Origin of the sequence: Paracoccus yibinensis (genome assembly GCF_030846195.1) — a bacterium.
Classification (GTDB): Bacteria; Pseudomonadota; Alphaproteobacteria; order Rhodobacterales; family Rhodobacteraceae; genus Paracoccus; species Paracoccus yibinensis.
Genome location: NZ_JAVCWH010000007.1, coordinates 64,578 through 85,768 on the forward strand (window position 1 = coordinate 64,578; position 21,191 = coordinate 85,768).

Annotated in this window: 21 protein-coding genes; 11 read left to right on the plus strand and 10 right to left on the minus strand. The window is 67.5% G+C overall.

Going from position 1 to position 21,191, the window contains the following annotated elements; all coding sequences use genetic code 11:
- Nucleotides 1-33 precede the first annotated feature (33 nt).
- From glgX to glgB, 4 genes are read right to left on the minus strand one after another with little or no spacing between them, the layout of a single operon-like run.
- The gene (gene glgX, locus RAH32_RS14885) at nt 34-2,109 is read right to left on the minus strand and encodes a glycogen debranching protein GlgX (protein ID WP_306608768.1); all 2,076 of its coding nucleotides are present in this window, start codon (nt 2,107-2,109) and stop codon (nt 34-36) included.
- On the minus strand, nt 2,106-3,533 hold the full coding sequence (gene glgA, locus RAH32_RS14890) for a glycogen synthase GlgA (protein WP_306608770.1): 1,428 nt from the start codon (nt 3,531-3,533) through the stop codon (nt 2,106-2,108). The genes glgX and glgA overlap by 4 nt, the downstream gene beginning before the upstream one ends.
- Nucleotides 3,530-4,786, minus strand: a complete 1,257-nt coding sequence (gene glgC, locus RAH32_RS14895; RefSeq protein WP_306608772.1) for a glucose-1-phosphate adenylyltransferase — start codon at nt 4,784-4,786, stop codon at nt 3,530-3,532. Before glgC ends, glgA begins: the two co-directional genes overlap by 4 nt.
- Nucleotides 4,783-6,978, minus strand: a complete 2,196-nt coding sequence (gene glgB / locus RAH32_RS14900) for a 1,4-alpha-glucan branching protein GlgB (RefSeq protein WP_306608774.1) — start codon at nt 6,976-6,978, stop codon at nt 4,783-4,785. Before glgB ends, glgC begins: the two co-directional genes overlap by 4 nt.
- Before the next feature lie 114 nt (nt 6,979-7,092).
- On the opposite strand from glgB, the gene RAH32_RS14905 reads away from it, so the two are divergent.
- Nucleotides 7,093-8,694, plus strand: a complete 1,602-nt coding sequence (locus RAH32_RS14905; protein WP_306608776.1) for an alpha-glucosidase — start codon at nt 7,093-7,095, stop codon at nt 8,692-8,694.
- On the opposite strand, the gene RAH32_RS14910 is transcribed toward RAH32_RS14905, so the two are convergent.
- A complete protein-coding gene (locus RAH32_RS14910; protein WP_306608778.1) occupies nt 8,695-8,877 on the minus strand; it encodes a hypothetical protein in 183 nt (60 codons plus the stop codon).
- Nucleotides 8,878-8,942: 65 nt separating this feature from the next.
- Entirely contained in the window at nt 8,943-9,911 is a 969-nt protein-coding gene (locus tag RAH32_RS14915) for a LysR family transcriptional regulator (protein ID WP_306608779.1), read from the minus strand.
- Between the two features lie 52 nt (nt 9,912-9,963).
- Here RAH32_RS14915 and RAH32_RS14920 point away from each other — a divergent pair, with 52 nt between their 5' ends.
- The 3 genes from RAH32_RS14920 to RAH32_RS14930 are packed head-to-tail and all read left to right on the plus strand — an operon-like array spanning nt 9,964 to nt 12,242.
- A complete protein-coding gene (locus RAH32_RS14920) occupies nt 9,964-10,905 on the plus strand; it encodes a ring-cleaving dioxygenase (protein ID WP_306608780.1) in 942 nt (313 codons plus the stop codon).
- 21 nt (nt 10,906-10,926) lie between these two features.
- The gene (locus RAH32_RS14925) at nt 10,927-11,487 is read left to right on the plus strand and encodes an NADPH-dependent FMN reductase (RefSeq protein WP_306608781.1); all 561 of its coding nucleotides are present in this window, start codon (nt 10,927-10,929) and stop codon (nt 11,485-11,487) included.
- Nucleotides 11,484-12,242: a VOC family protein gene (locus RAH32_RS14930; RefSeq protein ID WP_306608782.1), complete on the plus strand. Its 759-nt coding sequence runs from the start codon at nt 11,484-11,486 to the stop codon at nt 12,240-12,242. The genes RAH32_RS14925 and RAH32_RS14930 overlap by 4 nt, the downstream gene beginning before the upstream one ends.
- A gap of 47 nt (nt 12,243-12,289) precedes the next feature.
- Here RAH32_RS14930 and RAH32_RS14935 read toward each other — a convergent pair whose 3' ends face one another.
- A complete protein-coding gene (locus RAH32_RS14935; protein ID WP_306608783.1) occupies nt 12,290-12,607 on the minus strand; it encodes a GNAT family N-acetyltransferase in 318 nt (105 codons plus the stop codon).
- Entirely contained in the window at nt 12,600-14,123 is a 1,524-nt protein-coding gene (locus RAH32_RS14940) for a VOC family protein (RefSeq protein ID WP_306608785.1), read from the minus strand. The genes RAH32_RS14935 and RAH32_RS14940 overlap by 8 nt, the downstream gene beginning before the upstream one ends.
- A 165-nt stretch (nt 14,124-14,288) precedes the next feature.
- Here RAH32_RS14940 and RAH32_RS14945 point away from each other — a divergent pair, with 165 nt between their 5' ends.
- From RAH32_RS14945 to RAH32_RS14965, 5 genes are all read left to right on the plus strand, one after another.
- Nucleotides 14,289-15,230, plus strand: coding sequence for a pirin family protein (locus tag RAH32_RS14945; protein WP_306608787.1), 942 nt, complete (start codon nt 14,289-14,291; stop codon nt 15,228-15,230).
- A gap of 3 nt (nt 15,231-15,233) precedes the next feature.
- The gene (locus RAH32_RS14950) at nt 15,234-15,779 is read left to right on the plus strand and encodes a DUF924 family protein (RefSeq protein WP_306608789.1); all 546 of its coding nucleotides are present in this window, start codon (nt 15,234-15,236) and stop codon (nt 15,777-15,779) included.
- 40 nt (nt 15,780-15,819) lie between these two features.
- Nucleotides 15,820-16,443, plus strand: a complete 624-nt coding sequence (locus RAH32_RS14955) for a GntR family transcriptional regulator (RefSeq protein ID WP_306608791.1) — start codon at nt 15,820-15,822, stop codon at nt 16,441-16,443.
- 89 nt (nt 16,444-16,532) lie between these two features.
- On the plus strand, nt 16,533-17,096 hold the full coding sequence (locus RAH32_RS14960) for a biotin transporter BioY (protein ID WP_306608793.1): 564 nt from the start codon (nt 16,533-16,535) through the stop codon (nt 17,094-17,096).
- Entirely contained in the window at nt 17,093-17,539 is a 447-nt protein-coding gene (locus tag RAH32_RS14965; protein ID WP_306608794.1) for a DUF1284 domain-containing protein, read from the plus strand. The genes RAH32_RS14960 and RAH32_RS14965 overlap by 4 nt, the downstream gene beginning before the upstream one ends.
- Here the strand turns inward: RAH32_RS14965 and RAH32_RS14970 are convergent.
- Together RAH32_RS14970 and hmuQ are read right to left on the minus strand one after the other, a co-directional pair.
- Nucleotides 17,515-19,137 (minus strand): acyl-CoA synthetase, encoded by a 1,623-nt coding sequence (locus tag RAH32_RS14970; RefSeq protein ID WP_306608796.1) that lies wholly within the window; start codon nt 19,135-19,137, stop codon nt 17,515-17,517. The two genes, RAH32_RS14965 and RAH32_RS14970, sit on opposite strands and share 25 nt — an antisense overlap.
- A 21-nt stretch (nt 19,138-19,158) precedes the next feature.
- Nucleotides 19,159-19,479 (minus strand): heme-degrading protein HmuQ, encoded by a 321-nt coding sequence (hmuQ, locus tag RAH32_RS14975; protein ID WP_306608797.1) that lies wholly within the window; start codon nt 19,477-19,479, stop codon nt 19,159-19,161.
- A 139-nt stretch (nt 19,480-19,618) separates the two neighbouring features.
- Here hmuQ and RAH32_RS14980 point away from each other — a divergent pair, with 139 nt between their 5' ends.
- Nucleotides 19,619-20,434 (plus strand): MBL fold metallo-hydrolase, encoded by an 816-nt coding sequence (locus RAH32_RS14980; RefSeq protein WP_306608799.1) that lies wholly within the window; start codon nt 19,619-19,621, stop codon nt 20,432-20,434.
- Between the two features lie 54 nt (nt 20,435-20,488).
- On the plus strand, nt 20,489-21,178 hold the full coding sequence (locus tag RAH32_RS14985) for a fumarylacetoacetate hydrolase family protein (RefSeq protein ID WP_306608801.1): 690 nt from the start codon (nt 20,489-20,491) through the stop codon (nt 21,176-21,178).
- The last annotated feature ends 13 nt before the right edge of the window (nt 21,179-21,191 follow it).

Here is a 21,191-nt window from a genome sequence, read left to right on the forward strand (position 1 = left end):
GTATTGCCTGGAACATGGGCCGTAACGTCACATTCATATCAGGTCGCACAACACAAAGGCCGCGACGCTTTCCGCCGCGATCCGTTCCACCTGCCCCGCCCGTTCATCGGGGGGACCGTTCCGCGCGGTATCAAGGCGTCTGCGCCAGTGGCCGCCCCGGTTCGCATCGGGCAGGCGCACCGACGCATCGGGGCCGTTGTTGAAAACCAGAAACACCGCCCCCGGCAGCGCGGCATAGGCGGGCGTCCCGGATGCCATGCGCATTTCCGCCGCCAGCAGGCGCAGGTCCGGGTCGGACCAGTCCGCAAGGGTCATGGGCGTCCCGTCGGCGCGGCGCCAGAACAGGTCGGGCAGCCCGTCCTGTTCGCGCGGCTGGCTGTGCAGGAACCGCCGCTGGCGCAGGATCGGATTGGCCTTTCGGAACGCGATCACCTCGCGGCAGAAATCCAGGAACGCACCGTCCGCGCCCTGCCACCGGACCCAGCCGATCGGGTTGTCCTGGCAATAGGCGTTGTTGTTGCCGCCCTGGGAATTGCCAAGCTCGTCCCCCGCCAGGATCATCGGCGTGCCCTGGCTCAGCATGAGGGTGGCCATCAGGTTGCGGCGGCGGCGATCGCGACGGGCAAGAATCCCGGGATCGTCGGTCGGGCCTTCGGCGCCCATGTTGTCGGACATGTTGTGGTCGTGGCCGTCGCGGTTCCCCTCGCCATTGGCCTCGTTGTGCTTGTGGCTGTAACTGACGGTATCCATCAGCGTGAAGCCGTCATGGGCGGCGGTGAAGTTGACGCTGGATGTGGCCGCGCGGCCGTCATGATCGAACCGCGCCGCCGATCCGGCGATGCGTTTCGCCAGCTTGCCGACCTTCCCGGCATCGCCGCGCCAGAAGCTGCGCACCTGGTCGCGGAACCGGTCGTTCCATTCGCAGAAGGGTGCGGGATAGGCGCCCAGCTGATAGCCCCCCTCGCCCAAATCCCATGGCTCGGCGATCAGCTTCACGCGGTTCAGGACCGGATCCTGGCGGACGGCGCGAAAGAACGGCCCGTCGCGGTCGAAGACCCCGCGCGTCCGGCCCAGCACCGAACACAGGTCGAACCGGAAACCATCGACATGCATTGTCTCGACCCAATATCGCAGGCTGTCCAGGACCAGCCGCAGCGCGAAGGGATTGTCCAGATCCAGGACATTCCCCGTCCCCGCGTCGTTCACATAGAAGCGCCGGTCTTCGGACAGCCGGTAATAGGCGGCGTTGTCGATGCCACGGAAGCACAGGGTGGGGCCAAGCTCGTCCCCCTCGGCGGTGTGGTTATAGACCACGTCCAGGATCACCTCGATCCCGGCCCCGTGGAACCGCGCGACCATCTGCTGGAACTCGGCGATATGGCCCGCTTGCAGGTAACGCGGATCGGGCGCGAAGAAGCCATAGGACATGTAGCCCCAGTAATTCGACAGTCCCCGTTCGGTCAGGAAGCGGTCGTCCGAGAAGGCATGGACCGGCAGCAGTTCGATGGCCGTGACGCCCAGCCGGTTCAGATGATCCAGGATCGGGTCCGAGGCCATGGCCAGGAAGCTGCCGGGCCGGTCGATGCCCGGATGCAGCATGGTCAAACCCTTCACATGCGCCTCGTAGATCACGGTATCGGCCAGGGGGGTGCGCAGGGGGCGGTCCTCGCCCCAGCTGAAGGCCGGATCCACCACCACGCAGCGCGGCATGAAGGCGGCGCTGTCGCGGCGGTCGAAGGACAGGTCCGCATCCGCGTGCCCGGTCCGGTATCCGAACAGCGCGTCATGGATGCGCGGCGGCTTGGTCAGGCTTTTGGCGTAAGGGTCGATCAGCAGCTTGTTGGGGTTGAAGCGATGCCCGTCACGGGGGCGATAAGGGCCGTGGACGCGGTATCCGTATCGCTGGCCCGGCAACAGGCCCGCGATGTATCCGTGCCAGATGTGGCCTTCGCGTTCCGGCAGGGGGATGCGGGTTTCCCGGTCCCGATCGTCGAACAGGCACAGGACGACCTGTTCGGCGTGCTGGGAAAAGATGGCGAAGTTGACACCGCCTCCATCGAAACAGGCGCCAAGCGGGAAGGGATGCCCCGCCGTGATCGAATAGGTCATCGGTTCGTCGCAAGCCTGGCGTAAAGGGCGGCATAGGCGCGGGCCGACTGGTCCCAGCCCACGGGATGAGCCATCGCGTTCTGCTGAAGGCGGGTCCAGGTTTCGGTGTCCTGGTAAAGCAGGCAAAGCCGGGTCAGCGCGCTGCGCAGCGCATCCGCCGTCACCGGGGAAAACTGCAGGCCCGTCGCCGCGTCCCGCGCCAGGGCGGCAGGCGATGCGTTGATGACCGTATCCGCCAGCCCCCCCGTCAGCCCCACCACCGGCACGGTGCCATAGCGCAGCCCATACATCTGCGTCAGCCCGCAGGGTTCGAACCGCGACGGAACCAGGATCGCGTCGCCCCCGGCAATCAGGCGGTGGGACAGCGCCTCGTCATAGCCGATGCGGACGGCGACCTGCGGGTTCTGATCGCCTGCCATGCGGAAGGCGTGTTCCAGCCCGGGATCGCCCGATCCCAGCACCGCCAGTTGCCCGCCATGGTCCAGCAAGGCGGGCAGCGCCTGAAGCACCAGATCAAGCCCCTTCTGATGCGTCATCCGCGACACGATCACGCAAAGGGGGCCGTCCGCATCGGGCAAACCCATCTCGGCCCGCAGGGCGGCCTTGTTGGCGGCCTTGCCTTCGGGGCTGTCATAGGGCTGGATCGCCGGATCGGTGGCAGGATTCCAGGCCTCGGTGTCGATGCCGTTCAGGATGCCCGACAGGGCCTCGCGGCGGTGTCGCATCACGCCGTCCAGGCCCATGCCGAATTCGGGGGTCATCAGCTCCTCGGCATAGGTCGGGGACACCGTGGTCAGGGCATCGGCACCCATCAGCCCGGCCTTCAGCGCCGAAACGCCGCCATAGAATTCATAGGCATTCATGTGGAAGCGCCAGGGGTCCAGGCGCAGCGAACCGATCCGCCCGGGGTCGGTCGCGCCGGTAAAGGCGATGTTGTGGATGGTCAGCACCGTGGCCGGGCCGCCGCCCATCTGGCGCAGGTATTCGGTGACAAAGCCCGCCTGCCAGTCATGGCCGTGCAGCACCTGCGGATGCCAGCCAAGCGCGCCATGCACCCCCAGATGCGCGCCGACCCAGGACAGCGCGGCAAAGCGTTCGGGATTGTCCGGCCAGTCGCGCCCGTCCGGGGCCATGTATGGGCTGCCCGTCCGGGCGAACAGATGGGGTGCGTCGATCGCCAGCAGATCCAGCCCCGCCGCCCAGCCGGCCAGCACACGGGCCGGCGCGCCGAACAGGTCGTGGAAATAGTAAACCTCGGACACGTCCCGCAGTGCATCCATCACGGCGGGATAGCCGGGCAGCAGGGTCCGCATCTGCACCCCCTGCGCCCACAAGGCGGCGGGCAGCGCGCCCGCCACATCGGCCAGCCCGCCCGTCTTGACCAGCGGTGCGCATTCCGAAGCGATCGACAGCACCCGAATCACAGGCTTGCCGCCCGGTGGTCCAGCATGTCCTGGGTGATCAAGGTGATGCCTCCTTCGCTGACGCGGAACCACTTGGCGTCTTCCTGCGGATCCTCGCCCACGACAAGGCCCTCGGGAATGACCACGCCCCGGTCGATTACCGCACGGGTCAGCCGCGCACGCCGCTGCACCGTGACATAGGGCAGCGCCACAACATGGTCCAGCGACGCATAGCTGTTGGTATGGACCTGCGTGAACAGCAGCGAATTGCGGATCTCGGTCCCCGAAATGATGCAGCCCCCCGACACCATGGACGACACGGCGATGCCACGGCGGTCCTTTTCGTCATGGATGAACTTCGCCGGCGGTGCGCTTTCGGAGTAGGTCCAGATCGGCCAGTCGCGATCCCACAGGTTCAGTTCGGGGGTGAAGTCGGTCAGGTCGATATTGGCTTTCCAGAAGGCATCGACCGTGCCCACGTCCTTCCAATAGGGGGGCGCGCCCGGATCGCGCACGCAGGACACGTCGAAGCGGTGGGCCATGGCCTTGCCGTTCCTGACGATGCCGGGGATCAGGTCGTGGCCGAAATCGTGGCTGGAGTTCGGATCCTCGGCATCCTTCAGCAACAGGTCGCGCAGGAAGGGCCAGCTGAAGACATAGATGCCCATCGATGCCAGCGCGCTGTCGGGATCGTCGGGCATCCCCGGCGGATCGGCAGGCTTTTCCAGGAACGAGGTGATGCGCCCGGTCTCGTCCACGGCCATGACGCCAAAGGCCGTGGCCTCCATCCGCGGCACGGTCAGGCAGCCGATGGTCACGTCCGCCTGGCTTTCGCAATGCTCGCGCAGCATGATCTCGTAGTCCATCTTGTAGATGTGGTCGCCCGCAAGGATGATGATGTAATCGACGTCATAGCTGTCCACGATGTCGATGTTCTGGGTCACGGCGTCTGCCGTCCCGCGATACCAGTGATACTCGGACATGCGCTGGCTGGCGGGCAGGATGTCCATGAATTCGTTGCGTTCGGCGCGGAAGAAGTTCCAGCCGCGCTGCACATGGCGGATCAGGCTGTGCGCCTTGTATTGCGTCGCGACCGCGATCTTGCGGATGCCCGAATTCATCGCATTCGACAGCGCAAAGTCGATGATGCGGGTCTTGCCGCCAAAATAAACCGCCGGTTTCACCCGGCGGTCGGTCAGTTCCCTCAAACGGCTTCCTCGCCCCCCGGCCAGGACAAAGGCCATCGCGCGGCGGGTCAATCTCAGCTCACTCATGAAACATCCTCCCCTTTATCACCTTTGCCTTCCACAAAGATCACCACCGACAAGGGCGGCAGCGTCACCGCCATCGATGCGGGCTGACCGTCCTGCGGCTTGTCCGTGGCGTTGACCCCGCCCAGGTTGCCCATGCCGCTGCCGCCATAGACCTGGGCGTCGGTGTTGATCGCCTCGCGCCAATGCCCCGCCTGCGGCACGCCGATGCGGAAGCCGGGTCGCGGAACGGGCGTGAAATTGCAGGCGACGACCACCGGGGGGTCGCCCGCCTCGCCCCGGCGGATCCAGGCATAGGTCGATTGCGCCGGGTCGGTCGCGATCCACTGGAACCCGTCGGGGTCCGCATCCTTGCGGTAAAGCGCGGGCGTCGTGCGATAAAGGTGGTTCAGGTCGCGCACCAGCGCCTGCACCCCTTGGTGCATGGGCAGGGCGGCAACGGGCCAGTTCAGTTCGCCATTGTGGTTCCATTCCTCGGGCTGGCCCCATTCGCAGCCCATGAACAGCAGCTTCTTGCCGGGATGGCCCCACATGAAGCCGTAGAAGGCGCGCAGGTTGGCGAATTGCTGCCATTCGTCGCCGGGCATCTTGCGCAGCATCGATCCCTTGCCGTGGACGACCTCGTCATGGCTGATCGGCAGGATGAAGTTTTCGGAAAACGCATACATCAGCCCGAAGGTCATCAGGTCGTGGTGGTATCTGCGATGCACCGGATCGCGGCTCATGTAGCGCAGGGCGTCGTTCATCCAGCCCATGTTCCACTTGAAGCCGAAGCCAAGCCCACCCGCCTCCACGGGGGCGGAGACCTTGGGAAAGGACGTGCTTTCCTCGGCCACGGTCATGATGCCGGGGTGGTCGCGATAGGCGGCCACATTCATGTCGCGCAGGAAGTCAATCGCCTCCAGGTTCTCGCGCCCGCCATGCCTGTTGGGGATCCACTGGCCTTCGCGTCGGGAATAGTCGCGATACAGCATGGATGCCACCGCGTCCACGCGCAGCCCGTCGATGTGATATTCCTCCAGCCAGTACAGGGCGTTGGAGATGAGGTAATTGCGCACCTCGGTCCGGCCATAGTTGTAGATCAGCGTGTTCCAGTCCTGGTGGAACCCTTCTCGCGGATCGGCATGTTCGTAAAGCGCGGTGCCGTCAAACCGCGCCAGCCCGTGCGCGTCAGTCGGGAAATGGCCGGGCACCCAGTCCAGCAGCACGCCCAGGCCCGCCTGATGCGCGGCCTCGACCAGGTCGCGAAATTCATGCGGCGGGCCGAAGCGGATGGTGGGCGCATAAAGCCCGACCGGCTGGTATCCCCAGGAGCCGTCGAAGGGAAATTCGCTGACCGGCAGCAGCTCCAGATGGGTGAAGCCCATGTCGGCCGCATAGGCCACCAGATCGCGCGCCAGTTCCTTGTAGGACAGGGGCCGCCCGCCCTGGTCCAGGCGACGGCGCCAGGAACCCAGATGCACCTCGTAGATGCTGATGGGGGCGCGGCGGTCCTGCGCATGGGCACGGTTTGCCATCCAGTCCGCATCGGTCCAGCCGTAACCGGAGATGTCGCGCACCACGCTGGCCTTTTCCGGCGGGTGCTGGCTGCCGAAGCCCACGGGATCGGCCTTCATCAACAGCCCGCCATGGGCATCGAGGATTTCGTATTTGTAAAGCGCCCCCTCGGCCACGCCGGGCAGGAAGATCTCCCACACCCCGCTGCCGCCGACGCGGCGCATCGGATGGCGCCGTCCGTCCCAGGCATTGAACGGCCCGACCACCGACACGCGCCGGGCATTGGGCGCCCAGACGGCGAAATGCGTCCCCGCCACGCCTTCATGCACCATCACATGGGCGCCAAGCGCCTGCCACAGCCGGTGATGCGTCCCCTCGCCCAGCAGGTGCAGGTCGATGTCCCCCAGAACGGGACCGAAGCGATAGGGATCGTCGAACAGCCATTCGGCCCCGCCCGCCGACCAGGCCTTCAGGCGATAGCTGCCGCTGACCCGCCCCCGGAACAGATCGCCGAAGACCCGCTCCAGCGGCAGGGTGCCCGCATCGGTCACGGCCTCCAGCGCGGCAATGTCGGGGTGATGGACGGTCAGCCAGCCGTCATGCGGTCCCAGGATGTCGAACGGCCGGTCGCAACGCCCGCCGGACAGCGCGGCGATATCGTCATTCGTCAGCCGTGACACCTCTGGCACCTGTCCCATGCACCCACCTTAACCGGCCCCCGCAGCAGGGCAATCCGTCACCTAACGCCGAAACCGCCCTTCCGGTCCTACGTTAGTCGTGTTCTATCGCACCAAACCTTGCAGGAGACCCTTATGACCGAATGGTGGCGCGACGCAGTGATCTATCAGATCTATCCCCGCAGCTTTCAGGACAGCGACGGCGACGGCATCGGCGATCTGCCCGGCATCACCCGAAGGCTTGACCATGTCGCATCGCTTGGCGTGGACGCGATCTGGCTGTCGCCCATCTTCACCTCGCCCATGAAGGACATGGGCTATGACGTCAGCGATTACTGCGACATCGACCCGCTGTTCGGCACCCTGGCCGATTTCGACGCGCTTGTGGCGCGCGCGCATGAGCTGGGGCTGAAGGTCATCATCGACCAGGTCCTCAGCCATTCCAGCGACCGCCACCCGTGGTTCGCCGAAAGCCGCACCAGCCGAGACAACGACAAGGCCGACTGGTATGTGTGGGCCGATCCGAACCCGGACGGCACGCCGCCGAACAACTGGCCATCCGTCTTCGGCGGCCCGGCCTGGGAATGGGAGCCGCAGCGGCGGCAGTACTACCTGCACAACTTCCTGATCGAGCAGCCCGACCTGAACCTGTGGAACCGCGATGTGCAGGACGCGCTTCTGGGCACCATGCGCTTCTGGCTGGACCGGGGCGTGGACGGCTTCCGGCTGGACACGGTGAACTTCTATTTCCACGACGCCCGGCTGCGGAACAACCCGCCCAATCCCGACAGCACGGCGCCCGACACCTATAACATGCAGCGCCACCTCTATTCGAAGAACCGGCCGGAGAACATCGCCTTCCTGAAGCGGATGCGCAAGCTGACCGACGAATACGACGCCCGCATGATGGTGGGCGAGGTGGGCGAAGGTGGCGACACCTCGATCCGCATCATGGCCGAATACACGGCGGGCAGCGACCGGCTGCACATGTGCTACAGCTTCGAGATGCTGAGCCACGACTTCACGGCCCGCCATTTCCGCCACACCATCGAGGGTGTCCATAACAGCGCGCCCGACACCCATGCCTGCTGGTCGTTTTCAAACCATGACGTGTTCCGCCATGTCACCCGCTGGCTGCCCTATGCCGAATCGCCCCAGGCCCTCGCGCGGCAGGCGGCGGCGATGCTCTTGTCCTTTCCCGGCACCATCTGCCTTTACCAGGGCGAGGAACTGGGCCAGACGGAAACGGAACTGGTCTATGACGAACTGACCGACCCCCCCGCCTTGCGCTTCTGGCCCGAGATCAAGGGCCGCGACGGCTGCCGCACGCCGATGGTCTGGGACGACAGCCCAAACGCGGGTTTCTCCGTCGCAAAGCCGTGGCTGCCGGTCAAGGAACACCAGGCCGCGCGACACGTGGCGGGCCAGAAGGGCGACAATGACAGCGTGCTGTCGGCCTATCGCGCGACGCTGGCCTTCCGCAAGGCGCAGATGCCGCTGCGGCGGGGCGAGACCTCGTTCCTGGATCTGCCCGAACCGATCCTGGCCTTCCATCGCGGCATCGGGGGCGAGGCGCTGACCTGCGTCTTCAACCTGTCGCCCGACGCCGCGACGCTGACCCTGTCGGACAAGGCGGCGCTTGTCGGGCCGTCGCGGGCATCGCTGTCAGGCACGGTGCTGGACCTGCCGCCGAACGGCTTCGCCTGGCTGGACCGGGCGGTGGACCTGCTGGCCTGATCAGTCGGGCTTGCGGCGCACGAACAGTTCGAACGCCAGATAAAGGCCGGCAGCCCCCGACAGAAGCGCCCAGAAGGGGCTGCCGGTGTAAAGTTCGACCCCTGCCCAAGCCAGCGGCACGGCCACACACAGGATCCGCACCCACAGGGGCCGGAAAAACGGGGCATTGGGGTCAACCAGCATCTGACGGCTCCTGCTTTTGCCTTGGTTCAAATATCCCGGGGTCCGGGGCAGCGCCCCGGCCTTGCCTACAATCCCTCAAGCCAGGGCGGCGTCCCGGCAAAGGCCTCCGCCACATGATCGACAAAGGCCCGCGTCTTGCGGGGCATCGGCCGGACCGGCGGCCAGACCAGGCTGACCGGCAGGGGACGCTGCGGCAGATGCGGCAACAACCGCACCAGCCGCCCGTCGCGCAAGGCGTCATGAACGATGAACATCGGCAGCAGCGCAAGCCCCAGCCCGCCGATCGCCATGTCGCGGATGGCATCGCCATTATTGGCGGTGATGGGACCAAGGGGCGGCGGGACCACATCCGCAAAGGGCCACAGATCGCCCATGCGCGCGTTCAGATAGCCGATGGCATGGTGGCCCGCCAGGTCCTCCGGCGCTTCGATGGCGCCATGCACCGCCAGATAGTCGGGGCTGGCGACCAAGGCACGCGGATCGGCGCAGACGCGGCGGGCCATCAGGCTGCTGTCCTTCAGGTCGCCGATGCGCAGCCCCACGTCGAAGCCCGCGCGGCCAAGGTCGGCCAACTGGTCGTCGTAGTCCAGCACGATCTCCAGCCCCGGATGGGCGCGGGCGAAGCCGGCGATGACCGGCCCCAGGTGGCGGATGCCAAAGCTCATGGGCGCGGCGATGGCCAGGCGGCCGCGCAACTCGGCCTGCCCGCCCACGCTTTCGGTGGCCGCGACCAGTTCCGCCAGTGCCGGGCGCAGCCTCTCGGCAAGGGCCAGGGCGGCATCGGTGGGCGCAATGCGCCCCGCGTGGCGGGTGAACAGCGCCACGCCGATGGCCGACTCGAAATCGCTGATCCGCTTGCTGACCACGGACTTCGACAGATCCGCCCGCGCGGCGGCAGCGGATATGCTGCCCGCGTCCAGCACCGCCAGAAATGTCCGAATATCGCTGATCGACCAATCCATCCGGCGCAGCATAGCCCGCAGGTAGCTGTTCGCAAGAACCGAACGCCGCATTCCCCGCAAGACGGCTGTCACGAACGCCCTTGCTACGTCATATTGGCATCAAGCAAAGACAGGGAACCGCATCATGCAACTGACCGGCATCCACCACCTGACCGCGATCACGGCGGACGCGGCAGGCAACAACCGCTTCTATACCGACACCCTGGGTCTGCGCCGGGTGAAGAAGACCGTGAACCAGGACGACACCTCGGCCTATCACCTGTTCTTCGCCGATGGCGCGGGCACGCCGGGCACGGACATCACCTTCTTCGACTGGCCCGCCCCGCGCGAACGGCGCGGGACCCATTCGATCAGCCGCACCGGGCTGCGGGTGGCCGAAGACAGCCTGGACTGGTGGGCCACGCGCCTGTCGGATCTGGGCGTCACGACCGGCAAGCTCACCATGCTGGACGGCCGTGCCAGCCTGGATGTCGAGGATCCCGAAGGCCAGCGGCTGCGCCTTGTGGCCGCCCCCGACCCGGCGGGCCAGCCCTGGGACCAAAGCCCCGTCCCGGCCCCGCACCAGATCCAGGGCTTGGGGCCGATCACCATATCCGTCCCCAACCTGGCCCCGACCCAGGCGGTGCTGACGCAGGTGATGAACATGACCCTTGTGCGCGACTATCCCAGCCCCGACGGTCAGGGACAGGTCCATGTGTTCCAGATGGGCGATGGCGGGGCGGCCGCCGAACTGCATGTCGCGGTCCAGCCCGGCCTGCCCACGGCCCAGCAGGGCGCGGGCGGCGTCCACCATGTCGCCTTCCGGGTTCCCGACACCGCGGCGCTGACCGGATGGGCCGACCGCGTCCGGGGCTTCCGCGTCCCCAATTCAGGCGAGGTCGAGCGGTATTACTTCCGCTCGCTTTACTTCCGCGAACCGGGCGGAAACCTGTTCGAGCTGGCGACCGACGGCCCCGGCTTCGACGTGGACGAACCGCGCGAGACGATGGGCCAGGGCCTGTCCCTGCCGCCCTTCCTGGAAGGCAGGCGCGCCGCCATCGAGGCCGGGCTGAAGCCGCTGGACTGACCGCAGGAAAGGACAACCAACATGACCACCATCCTTGGCCTGTCGGGCAGCCTGCGCCGCGCCTCGCTGAACAGCGGATTGCTGCGGGCGGCCCGCGACGCGGCGCCCCAGGGCACGCGGATCGTGATCGGCGACATCTCGGGCGTGCCGCTGTATGATGGCGACGACGAGGCCGCGAACGGCACGCCCCCTGCCGTCGCCGCGCTGAACCGTCAGCTTGCACAGGCCGACGGGCTGCTGCTGGTGACGCCGGAATACAACAACGGCATTCCCGGCGTCTTCAAGAACGTCATCGACTGGATGTCGCGCGGCGACGGGCTGGCGCTGTTTGCGGGCAAGCCGGTCGCGGTGATGGGCGCATCGCCCGGCGGCTTCGGCACCACGCAGGCGCAGACGCATTGGTGGCCGGTGCTGCGGACGCTGAAGACCCGGCCCTGGTGGGACGGGCGGCTGATGGTGTCGCGCGCGGGCGGGCTGTTCGACGCAGACGGCAACTTGACCGACGACAAGACCCGCCAGCAGCTTGCCGATTTCATCGCGGGCTTCGTGGCCAGCCTGACGGCGGAAAGGACCGCATCATGACCCCTGCCATCGACCATGTCGCGCTGACGGTGCGCGACCTGCCTGCCATGACGGCATTCTATCGAGACACACTTGGCTTGGCCGAACTGGGCGGCGACGGCGAAACCGCGCGGCTTGGCGCCGGGGACCGCACCCTGCTGGAACTGCGCCGCGACGGCGCCGCGCGCCCACGCGACCCGCGCCAGGCGGGGCTGTTCCACACCGCCTTCCTGCTGCCCGACCGCCGCGCGCTTGCCCGGTGGCTGCGCCATGCCGCGGACAGCGGCATCCGCCTGACCGGCGCCAGCGACCATGGCGTCAGCGAAGCGATCTATCTGGACGACCCCGAAGGCAACGGCATCGAGATCTATCGCGACCGGCCGGAAGCGGACTGGACCCGCGACGGCGACCGGATCGAGATGTTCACCCGCCGCCTGGACCTGGACGGCCTGCTGGCGGCTGCCGATGCCCCCTGGAAGGGCGCGCCTGACGGAAGCACCGTCGGCCATGTCCATCTGCAGGTCGGCGATCTGGACAGGGCGGATGATTACTTCGCGGTCGACTTGGGCCTGACCCGGACCTTCGACGCGCAGGGCGGCGCATGGTATGGCTGGAACGGCTATCACCACCACCTTGCCGGAAATACCTGGAACAGCCATGGGGCGGGGCCGCGTGACGCAGGGATGACGGGCTTGGCCGAGGTCGTCATCGGGGATCCCCAACGCGCGGGGCAGGCGGTTGCGGACCCTTGGGGGACTCCGTTCCGCTTCGTGTGAAGCTGCATCGGTGCTTGCAAGCACGCACCCTACGCCTTCGCGCATCCCTACGGGCGTTCCTCCGGCGCGGTGGCGAAGACGTCGGCCCATTCCGGGTTCTTCGCCAAACGATCCGCGACATAGGAACACAGCGGCACGATGCGGAAACCCTGCCTGCGCGCATCCGCCACCATGGCATCCACCAGGGCCGCCGCCGCGCCGGTGCCGCGCAGCGCCTCGGGCGCGCCGGTATGGTCGGCGCTGACCTGGCCCTTGCCGCGCCGGGTGAAGGTCAGTTCAGCCTCGGCGTCGATGCCCGCGATCCGGGCGACATAGCGGCCGTGGCGCGCATCGGTATCCTCGCGGGTGATGGTCAGGTCAGGCATCGGTTTCCCCTTTCATCCAGTCCGTCGCGGCTGCCAGGTCGTCGGCCACGACATCATGGCCCGCCTGCACGACGCGCGCGTCCAGCGTCGCGCCCCGCGCCGCCAGCCAGTCGTTCAGGCGCGGCGCATGGACGCCATAAGGATCGCGCGCCCCGGTCAGGGTCAGCACGGACAGGCCGGTCAGATCCACCTGGGGCAGGTCGTCAAGCACGGCCATCGGGCGCATCAGGATCGCCCGGCGGATCAGGCCGGGATGCAGGCCCATCACCGCGCCTGCGAAATTTGCGCCGTTGCTGTATCCCATCACCGTGATCCGGGCCGGATCCAGGCCGTAAGCCGCCAGGGCGCCGGTCCAGAAGGCCGCGAAAGCCTCGGCCTCGGCGCGGATGTCGTCCTGGTCGAAGCTGGTCATCGCGGTGCGGCGGAAATACCGCGCCACCCCTTCCTCGGTCGAACGGCCGCGCACGCCCAGCAGCGTGGCATGGGGCGCGATCCGGTGGGCCAGCGGCATCAGGTCGGCTTCGGATCCGCCGGTGCCGTGCAGCAGCAGCATGGCCGATCCGTCCGGCTGGTCGGGCTGGCGCAGGCGGTGGACAAAGGGAAGCTCTCTCATCACGGTCCTTTCCTCGCCCGGACGGGCGAATTGCGGCAGGCGCAGGCGCAAGTCGCCAGTGTTTCCGGCATGGGGCGGAAACATCAAGGTGCGGCCCAGGTCATCGGCGGCTTCGTCCACCGCCATGCCCGGCCCGTCGGTTGCCAGTTCGACCAGCGTATCGCCCGGCTCGCGGACGTAAAGCGAGGTGAAATACGTGCGGTCGTGAACCGTCACCTCGCTGGCATTGCGCGCCCGCAAGGTGTCGTGATGGGTCTGCAATGCCGCAAGATCGGGCACCCGCAGCGCCACATGATCGATGACGCCGGTTCCCGGAATGCCCGGCACGAAACCCGATGCGTCGCGGATGTCGATGGCATCGCTGTCGGACACCAGCCGCGTCAGCCCGCCCTCGGCCCCGCCCTCGCGATAGCCGAAGGGGCGCAGGAAGGCAGCGGTCCGTTCGGGCAGGGCCGACCAGATCGTCACCGCCCGGAGCCGGCCGGGGGCGGCGGGCCAGCCCCGGTCGGGCATGTCCGTGCCCACCAGCTTGACGATGATGCCGTCGGGATCCCTCAGCCGCAGCAGGGGTTCGCCCCATTCGCGGGTCGGGCCCTCGATGCGCAATCCGCGCTGCATGGCACGGGTCAGCCAGTCGCCGATCCGCGCGCGCGGAATGGCCAGGGCGATTTCCGCCACGCGGCCATGGCCCACCCGTCCCGGCGCGCCATCCTGCCAGACCAGGAAGCTGACCAGGCTGCCGGGGCTGCCGGCGGGATCGCCATAGAACAGGTGCAACTGCTCGGCATCCTCGAACCCCGCTGTCTGCTTGACCAGGGACAGACCCAGAAAGCCCATCCAGAAATCGACATTCGCCTGAACGTCGCGGGTGATCGCCGTCACATGATGGATACCGCTGGTCATCGCGCACCTTTGCCGCAAGAAACATTCGCGCCGAAGATGCGGTTCCGGCACGGCCGGCGCCAGTCGGGACCGGACCAATCCGGCGTTCGCGTCCGGCGAACGGCTTTGTCCTTCCCGTTCTGCCGCAGCGGACCTATCCTGATGGGCGACACAGGAGGAACCGTCATGAGCTGGAACCCCGCCCTGACCCCCGGCTGCCCCGACGAAATCGGCCCGGACGCCATCGAGACCCTGATCATCCCCCGCGCCCGCGACCTTGGCGGCTTCGAGGTGCGCCGCGCCCTGCCCGCGCCCAAGCGCCAGATGGTCGGCCCCTTCATCTTCTTCGACCAGATGGGTCCGGCCGAGTTCCTGACGAACCAGGGCATCGACGTGCGACCTCATCCCCATATCGGTCTGGGCACCGTCACCTACCTGTATCGCGGCAGCTTCCAGCATCGCGACAGCACCGGCGCCGACCAGATCATCACGCCCGGCGCGCTGAACTGGATGGTCGCCGGGCGCGGCGTCACCCATTCCGAGCGCAGCCCCGAGGCCGCGCGCCAGGGGCCCAGCAGTCTTCTGGGCATCCAGACCTGGATCGCCCTGCCCGACAGCCACGAGGACATGGCACCCGCTTTCGAACACCACGGCCAGGACGCGCTGCCGGTGATCCGCGACGCGGGCGTCGAGGCGCGGCTGATCCTGGGGCGCGCCTATGGCAAGACCGCACCCGCGACGATGTATTCCGACACCTTCTATCTGGATGTGACGCTGGACCCCCGCGCCCGCTTTCCCATGCCCGTCGATCACGAAGACCGCGGCCTTTACGTCACCGAAGGGAGCATCAGCGTCGCAGGCCAGGACTTCGAGGCCGGGCAGATGATGGTCTTCCGCCCCGGCGACGCGATCACCGTGCAGGCGGGCGAGCGGGGCGCGCGGCTGATGGCCCTGGGGGGCGAGACGCTGAACGGGCCGCGCCATATCTGGTGGAACTTCGTGGCCTCCTCGCGCGAGCGCATCGAGGAAGCGAAACGCCAATGGCAGGCGGAACGTTGGGGCCAGGGATTGTTCGACCTGCCGCCCACCGACCGGGCCGAGCACATCCCCCTGCCGGAAAGGAACTGACCCATGACGATCAAGACCGCCCAGGACGTGCTGGACTTCTGGTTTTCCGAGGACATGGAGCCGTATTGGTTCGCCAAGTCGGACGAGATCGACGACCGCATCCGCGACGGCTTCGCCGACACTTATCGCGCGGCGCATCACCGGGACCTGGACCCTTGGGCCGCGACGCCCGACGGCGCCCTGGCGCTGGTGATCCTTCTGGACCAGTTTCCGCGCAACATGTTCCGGGGCACCGGGCGCGCCTTCGAATCCGATGACATCGCGCTGGAACACGCCCGCGCCGCCGTGGAGGCGGGTTTTGACCAGCAGGTCGATGCGCGGCGGCGGATGTTTCTTTACCTGCCCTTCGAACACAGCGAGGATCTGCCCGACCAGACCCGATCGGTCGAACTGTTCGAGGCCCTGGGCGATCCTGGCTATCTGGACTATGCCATCCAGCACCGCGACATCATCGAACGCTTCGGCCGCTTTCCGCATCGCAACGCCCTGCTGGACCGACGCAATACCCCCGCCGAGGACGATTTCCTGAAAGACCACAAGGGTTTCTGACCGGCTGGACTGCGGCAAGGGGCCAGATTATCTATAATCCATGACACAGGAACCCCTTGCCCACCGCATCAGCCGCGAACTGACCGCGCGCATCGTTTCCGGCCAGATCGCGCCCGGCGAACGGCTGCGGCAGGATCACGTCGCCGCCGAATTCGGCGCAAGCCATGTCCCCGTGCGGGAAGCCTTCCGCCACCTGGAAAGCCGCGGCCTTGCTGTCAGCGAACCCCGGCGAGGCTTTCGCGTGGCGGGCTTTTCCCTGGCCGAGGTGCGCGAGGTGGCCGAGATGCGCGCCGCGCTCGAGGTGCTGGCCCTGCGTCACGCCGCGCCGCACCTGACGCCCGCCATCCTGGACCGGGCCGAGGAGGCGACGCGGGCAGGCGATCACGCGAGCGATGTCGAAACCTGGGAAGAGGCCAACCGCCAGTTCCACCGTCTGATTCTGGACCCCTGCGGGATGCCCCGCCTGCTGAAGTCCATCGCGGATCTGCACACCGCAAGCGCTCGCTTCCTGTTTTCCGGCTGGCGCGCGGAATGGGAGGCGCCGACGGATCGTGACCATCGTGCCATCCTGCACGCGCTGCGGTCGGGCGATCTGGACCGCGCCTGCGCCGTGCTGGCGCGGCATGTCCAGTTCAGCGGCCAGCGGCCCCGAACGCGGCGCTGACCAATCCCCCCTTGATCCGATAGATAATCCGTGGACTATCCTGGCACGACGAATCCATAATTATCTATAATTCAGGATAGGGACGATCAATGACGCCAACTCCAGCCTTCAGCCCCGTGGACCTGCACAGCCGGTCCCTGCCTGTCCGCCTGCTGGCGGTCGCCTTTGGCACGATCCTGCTGGCCATCTCCTCGCGGATCGAGGTGCCGATGGTGCCGGTCCCGGTCACCATGCAGACCTTTACCGTGGCGATGATCGGCGCGCTTTACGGCTGGCGCCTGGGGGCGCTGACGGTGCTGGCCTGGCTGGGACAGGCGGCTTTGGGCCTGCCGGTTCTGGCGGGCGGCGCGGGGGGCCTTGCGCATTTCGCGGGACCGACCGGCGGCTATCTGGTGGCCTTCGCGGTCATGGCCGCGCAGATCGGCTGGCTAGCGGAACGCGGCTGGAACGGCGACCGGGCCGGGCTGGCCTTCCTGTCGATGCTGGCGGGCAACCTGATCTGCCTGGCCGTGGGCGCGGCCTGGCTGTCGCGCGGCATCGGCTGGGATGCGGCGATCGTCCACGGCGTCACGCCCTTTCTGGTCGGCGCGGTGCTGAAATCCGCCGTCGGCGCGCTTGCGCTGCGTCAGTTGGGCCGTCCGCGCCGCGCATGACGATCCGCCTGCGCGCGCATCACCTGCTTTGCCTGCTGACCTGGGCAGGCAAGGGCTACAGCCCCGCCTTCACGGCGGGGTTCACCGCCATCGCGGGCCGCATCGCGGCGGGCGAGGCGGTGATGATGGTCAATGGTCCCGACGATATCTGCGCGCCGATGCTGGCCGATCCCGGCTGCCATTGCCGGGGCGGCAGCGTCGCCCGTCGCGACGCGCAGGCCGCGCGCGACCTGACCGCCCTGCTGGGACGCCCGCTGACGGCCGGGCAGCGGCTGGTGCTGGACCCCGCCACCCTGGCCCGGATGCGCCACGCCTTCGCGGGCGGCGCGATCCGGGACGCCTGCGCGGGCTGCGAATGGTCCGGCCTGTGCCGCGACATCGCCGATGACGGCTTTGCCGGGACGGTGCTGCCCGCCCCTCAGCCGGACAGGCTGCGGGCCTGATCGCGCAGCACGAACTTCTGGATCTTGCCGGTCGAGGTCTTGGGCAACGGTCCGAACACCACCGTCTTCGGCGCCTTGTAATGGGCCATGTGGTCGCGGCAGAAGGCGATGATATCGGCCTCGGACGCGTCCTTCCCCGGGCGCAGGTCCACGAAGGCGCAGGGGGTTTCGCCCCATTTGGCATCGGGACGCCCCACCACCGCCGCTTCGTTCACCGCCGGGTGGCGGTACAGCACGTCCTCGATTTCCACGGACGAGATGTTCTCGCCGCCCGAGATGATGATGTCCTTGCTGCGGTCCTTGATTTCCACATAGCCGTCGGAATGCATCACGCCCAGATCGCCCGTGGCGAACCAGCCGCCGCGAAAGGCCTTGGCGGTGGCATCGGGGTTCTTGAGGTAGCCGCGCATCACGTTGTTGCCGCGCATGAAGATCTCGCCCAGCGTTTCCCCGTCATGGGGAACGGGGGCCAGCGTCTCGGGATCGGCCACCATCAGCCCGCCAAGCGCCGCGTTGCGCACGCCCTGCCGGGCCTTCAGCCGCGCCCTTCGATCTGGTGGCAACTCGTTCCATTCCGGCTTCCAGACGCAGACGACCGAGGGGCCATAAACCTCGGTCAACCCATAGACATGAGTCACCTCGACGCCCATGTCCTCCATCGCCTGGATCACGGCGGCGGGGGGCGAGGCACCGGCGGTCATCACCTTCACCGGATGGTCGAAGCGTTTCAGATGCGCGTTCTGCGCCAGCATGTTCAGCACGATGGGCGCGCCGCAGAAATGGGTAATGCCTTCGCCTGCGATCAGGTCGAAGATCGGCTCGGCCCGGACCGCGCGCAGGCAGACCGAGGTTCCGGCATTGGCGGCCATCGCCCAAGGGAAGCACCAGCCGTTGCAGTGAAACATCGGCAGCGTCCACAGATAGACCGAATGCGCGTGCATCCCCCAGTCCTGCAACTGCGAGATCGCGTTCAGCGCAGCCCCCCGGTGGTGATAGACCACGCCCTTGGGATTGCCCGTCGTTCCCGAGGTATAGTTCAGCGCGATCGCGTCCCATTCGTCGGCGGGCGGCTGCCAGTCGAATGCGGGATCGCCCTCGGCCAGCAGGGCCTCGTAATCCAGGTGGCCGATGGTATCGCCGTGCGAAACGGTCGGGTCCAGGATGTCCACGACCAGCCCGATGTCGCAGCCCTTCAACGCCTCTCGTGCAAGGGGGGCGAACTCGCTGTCCACCAGCAGGGCCTTGGCCTCTCCGTGCTGCAGGATGAAGCGCACGGTGTCCGCGTCCAGCCGGGTGTTGATCGCGTTCAGCACCGCGCCCAGCATGGGGATGCCGAAATGGGCCTCGTAAAGCTCGGGGATGTTGGGGGCGATCACCGCCACCGTGTCGCCCCGCCCGACCCCGCGCGCGGACAGCGCGCTTGCCAGGCGGCGGCAGCGGTCGTGGGTCTGGCCCCAGGTCCGGCGGACGGGGCCGTGGACCACGGCCAGCCGGTCGGGATGGATCGCCGCCGTGCGGGCCAGGAAGTCCAAGGGCGTCAGTTGCGCGAAATTGGCCGCGCAGGCGTCCAGGCCCTGGTCGTAGATCGTGTTGGTCATGTCCCCCTCCCCTTTTCGCGATCAGCCGGCCCGGCCGATATGCTGGATCGCGGTGAAGCCTTCGAAGCGGGGACCGCCTTCATACAGCTTCTTCGTCTCGCCCGCCCGCGCATGGGCGTCGCGGAACTGCTGGCTGCGGGTCCAGCCGATGAAATGCTCCTCGCTCTCCCATACCGTATGCGAGGCATAAAGCCGCCGCCCGTCCTCCTCGGGGCCTTTCAGCATGTGAAATTCGACAAAGCCCGGCAGGGTGTCCAGCTTGCTGTCGCGCGACAGCCACAGGGCTTCGAATTCGTCCGCGTTCTCGACGGGAACGGTGAAACGGTTCATGGCGATGAACATGGCGCAACTCCTCTTTGCCGGCGATCCTGCCGATCTTGCCGACATGGATAAGCCCCGGCCAGCCGCCTGTCACGCGCTTGTGACGGGGGTTGGGGGCGTTCCGGGTTACGCTTCCCGCGATCTTTCCGGGGGGATGACCATGCGCCTTGCCCTTGCCACCGCCGTGATCGCCGTTCTGCCGCTGGCCGCGCAGGGCCAGGAACGCAGGCCCAGCCATTGCATCGCCATCGCGGGCGGACCCGAACGCATCCAGCAGGCCGCCTGGTCCGATCCGGTGCCGGAACGGTCGGTCAGGCTGTCCTTTCTGGGACACGCGATGTTCCTGATCCAGACGCCGGGGGGCCTTGACATCGTCACCGACTTCAACGGCAACCTGCATCCCGACGCGCCGGTGCCGGACGTGGTGACGATGAACCGGGCGCATTCCAGCCACTGGACCGACCGGGTGGACGGAATCCCCCACGTCCTGCGCGGCTGGTCGGACCAGTTCGGGGTGGCGGCCGACCATTACCTGACGCTGGGCGACGCGCTGATCCGCAACGTGCCGACCGACATCCGGTCCTGGGGCACGGTCGAGGAGGGCGGCAACTCCATCTTCGTCTTCGAGGCGGGGGGCCTTTGCATCGCGCATCTGGGCCACCTGCACCACGAACCCACGGACGAGGATTACGCCCGCCTGGGCCGCGTGGACGTGCTGCTGGTCCCGGTCGACGGCAGCTACACGATGGAGCAGGCGGCGATGATGCGCGTCGTCAGCCGCCTGAACAGTTCGGTGGTGATCCCCATGCACTGGTTCGGCCCCGCCCGGCTGGAGGCCTTCCTGACCGGCATGTCGGGCCAGTTCGACATCCAGCGGCCAGGGGGCAGCGAATACCTGGCGTCCTTGCGCGGGCTGCCGGACCGGCCGACCGTGGTGGTGCTGGAACCGGCCTCCATGGGGCGAAGCTGGCCTTGACGGGGCATTGCGGGCGCGGGACAGTCCGCCGCAACCCAGCGAAAGCCCCCTCCCATGTCCGACTTCGTCATTCCGCCCGCTGCCCTTCCGTCCCTGCCCGTGGCGGGCGACAGCCGCCGCTTTCCGGTCCGCCGCATCTATTGCGTCGGCCGCAACTATGCCGACCACGCGCGAGAGATGGGGCATGACCCCGACCGCGAACCCCCGTTCTTCTTCTCGAAACCCGCGGATACGCTGCTGGTGGGGGACGCCGACCTGCCCTATCCCCCGCAGACCGGCGATCTGCATTTCGAGGCCGAACTGGTCGTGGCGCTTGGCGCAGGCGGGGTGGACATCGCGCCTGACGGCGCGCAGGGGCTGATCTGGGGCTATGCCACCGGCAACGACTTCACCCGCCGCGACTTGCAGGCGGTGGCGAAGAAGGCGGGGCGGCCCTGGGATCTGGCCAAGGGCTTCGATCTGTCGGCGGCCTGCGGTCTGCTGCATCCGGTCAGCCAGACCGGCCCGCTGAACGCAGGCCGGATTGCGCTGACGGTCGATGGTGCGTTGCGCCAGGAATCGGACCTGTCGCAGATGATCTGGCCGGTGGCCGACGTCATCGCCCAGCTGTCGCAGTCGGTGCGGCTTCAGCCGGGCGACCTGATCTTCACGGGAACCCCCGCAGGGGTTGGCGCGGTCACGCGGGGCCAGGTCGTGACGGTCGAGATCGAGGGACTTACACCGCTGGTGACGCGGATCGTCTGACAGGCGGGCGCAA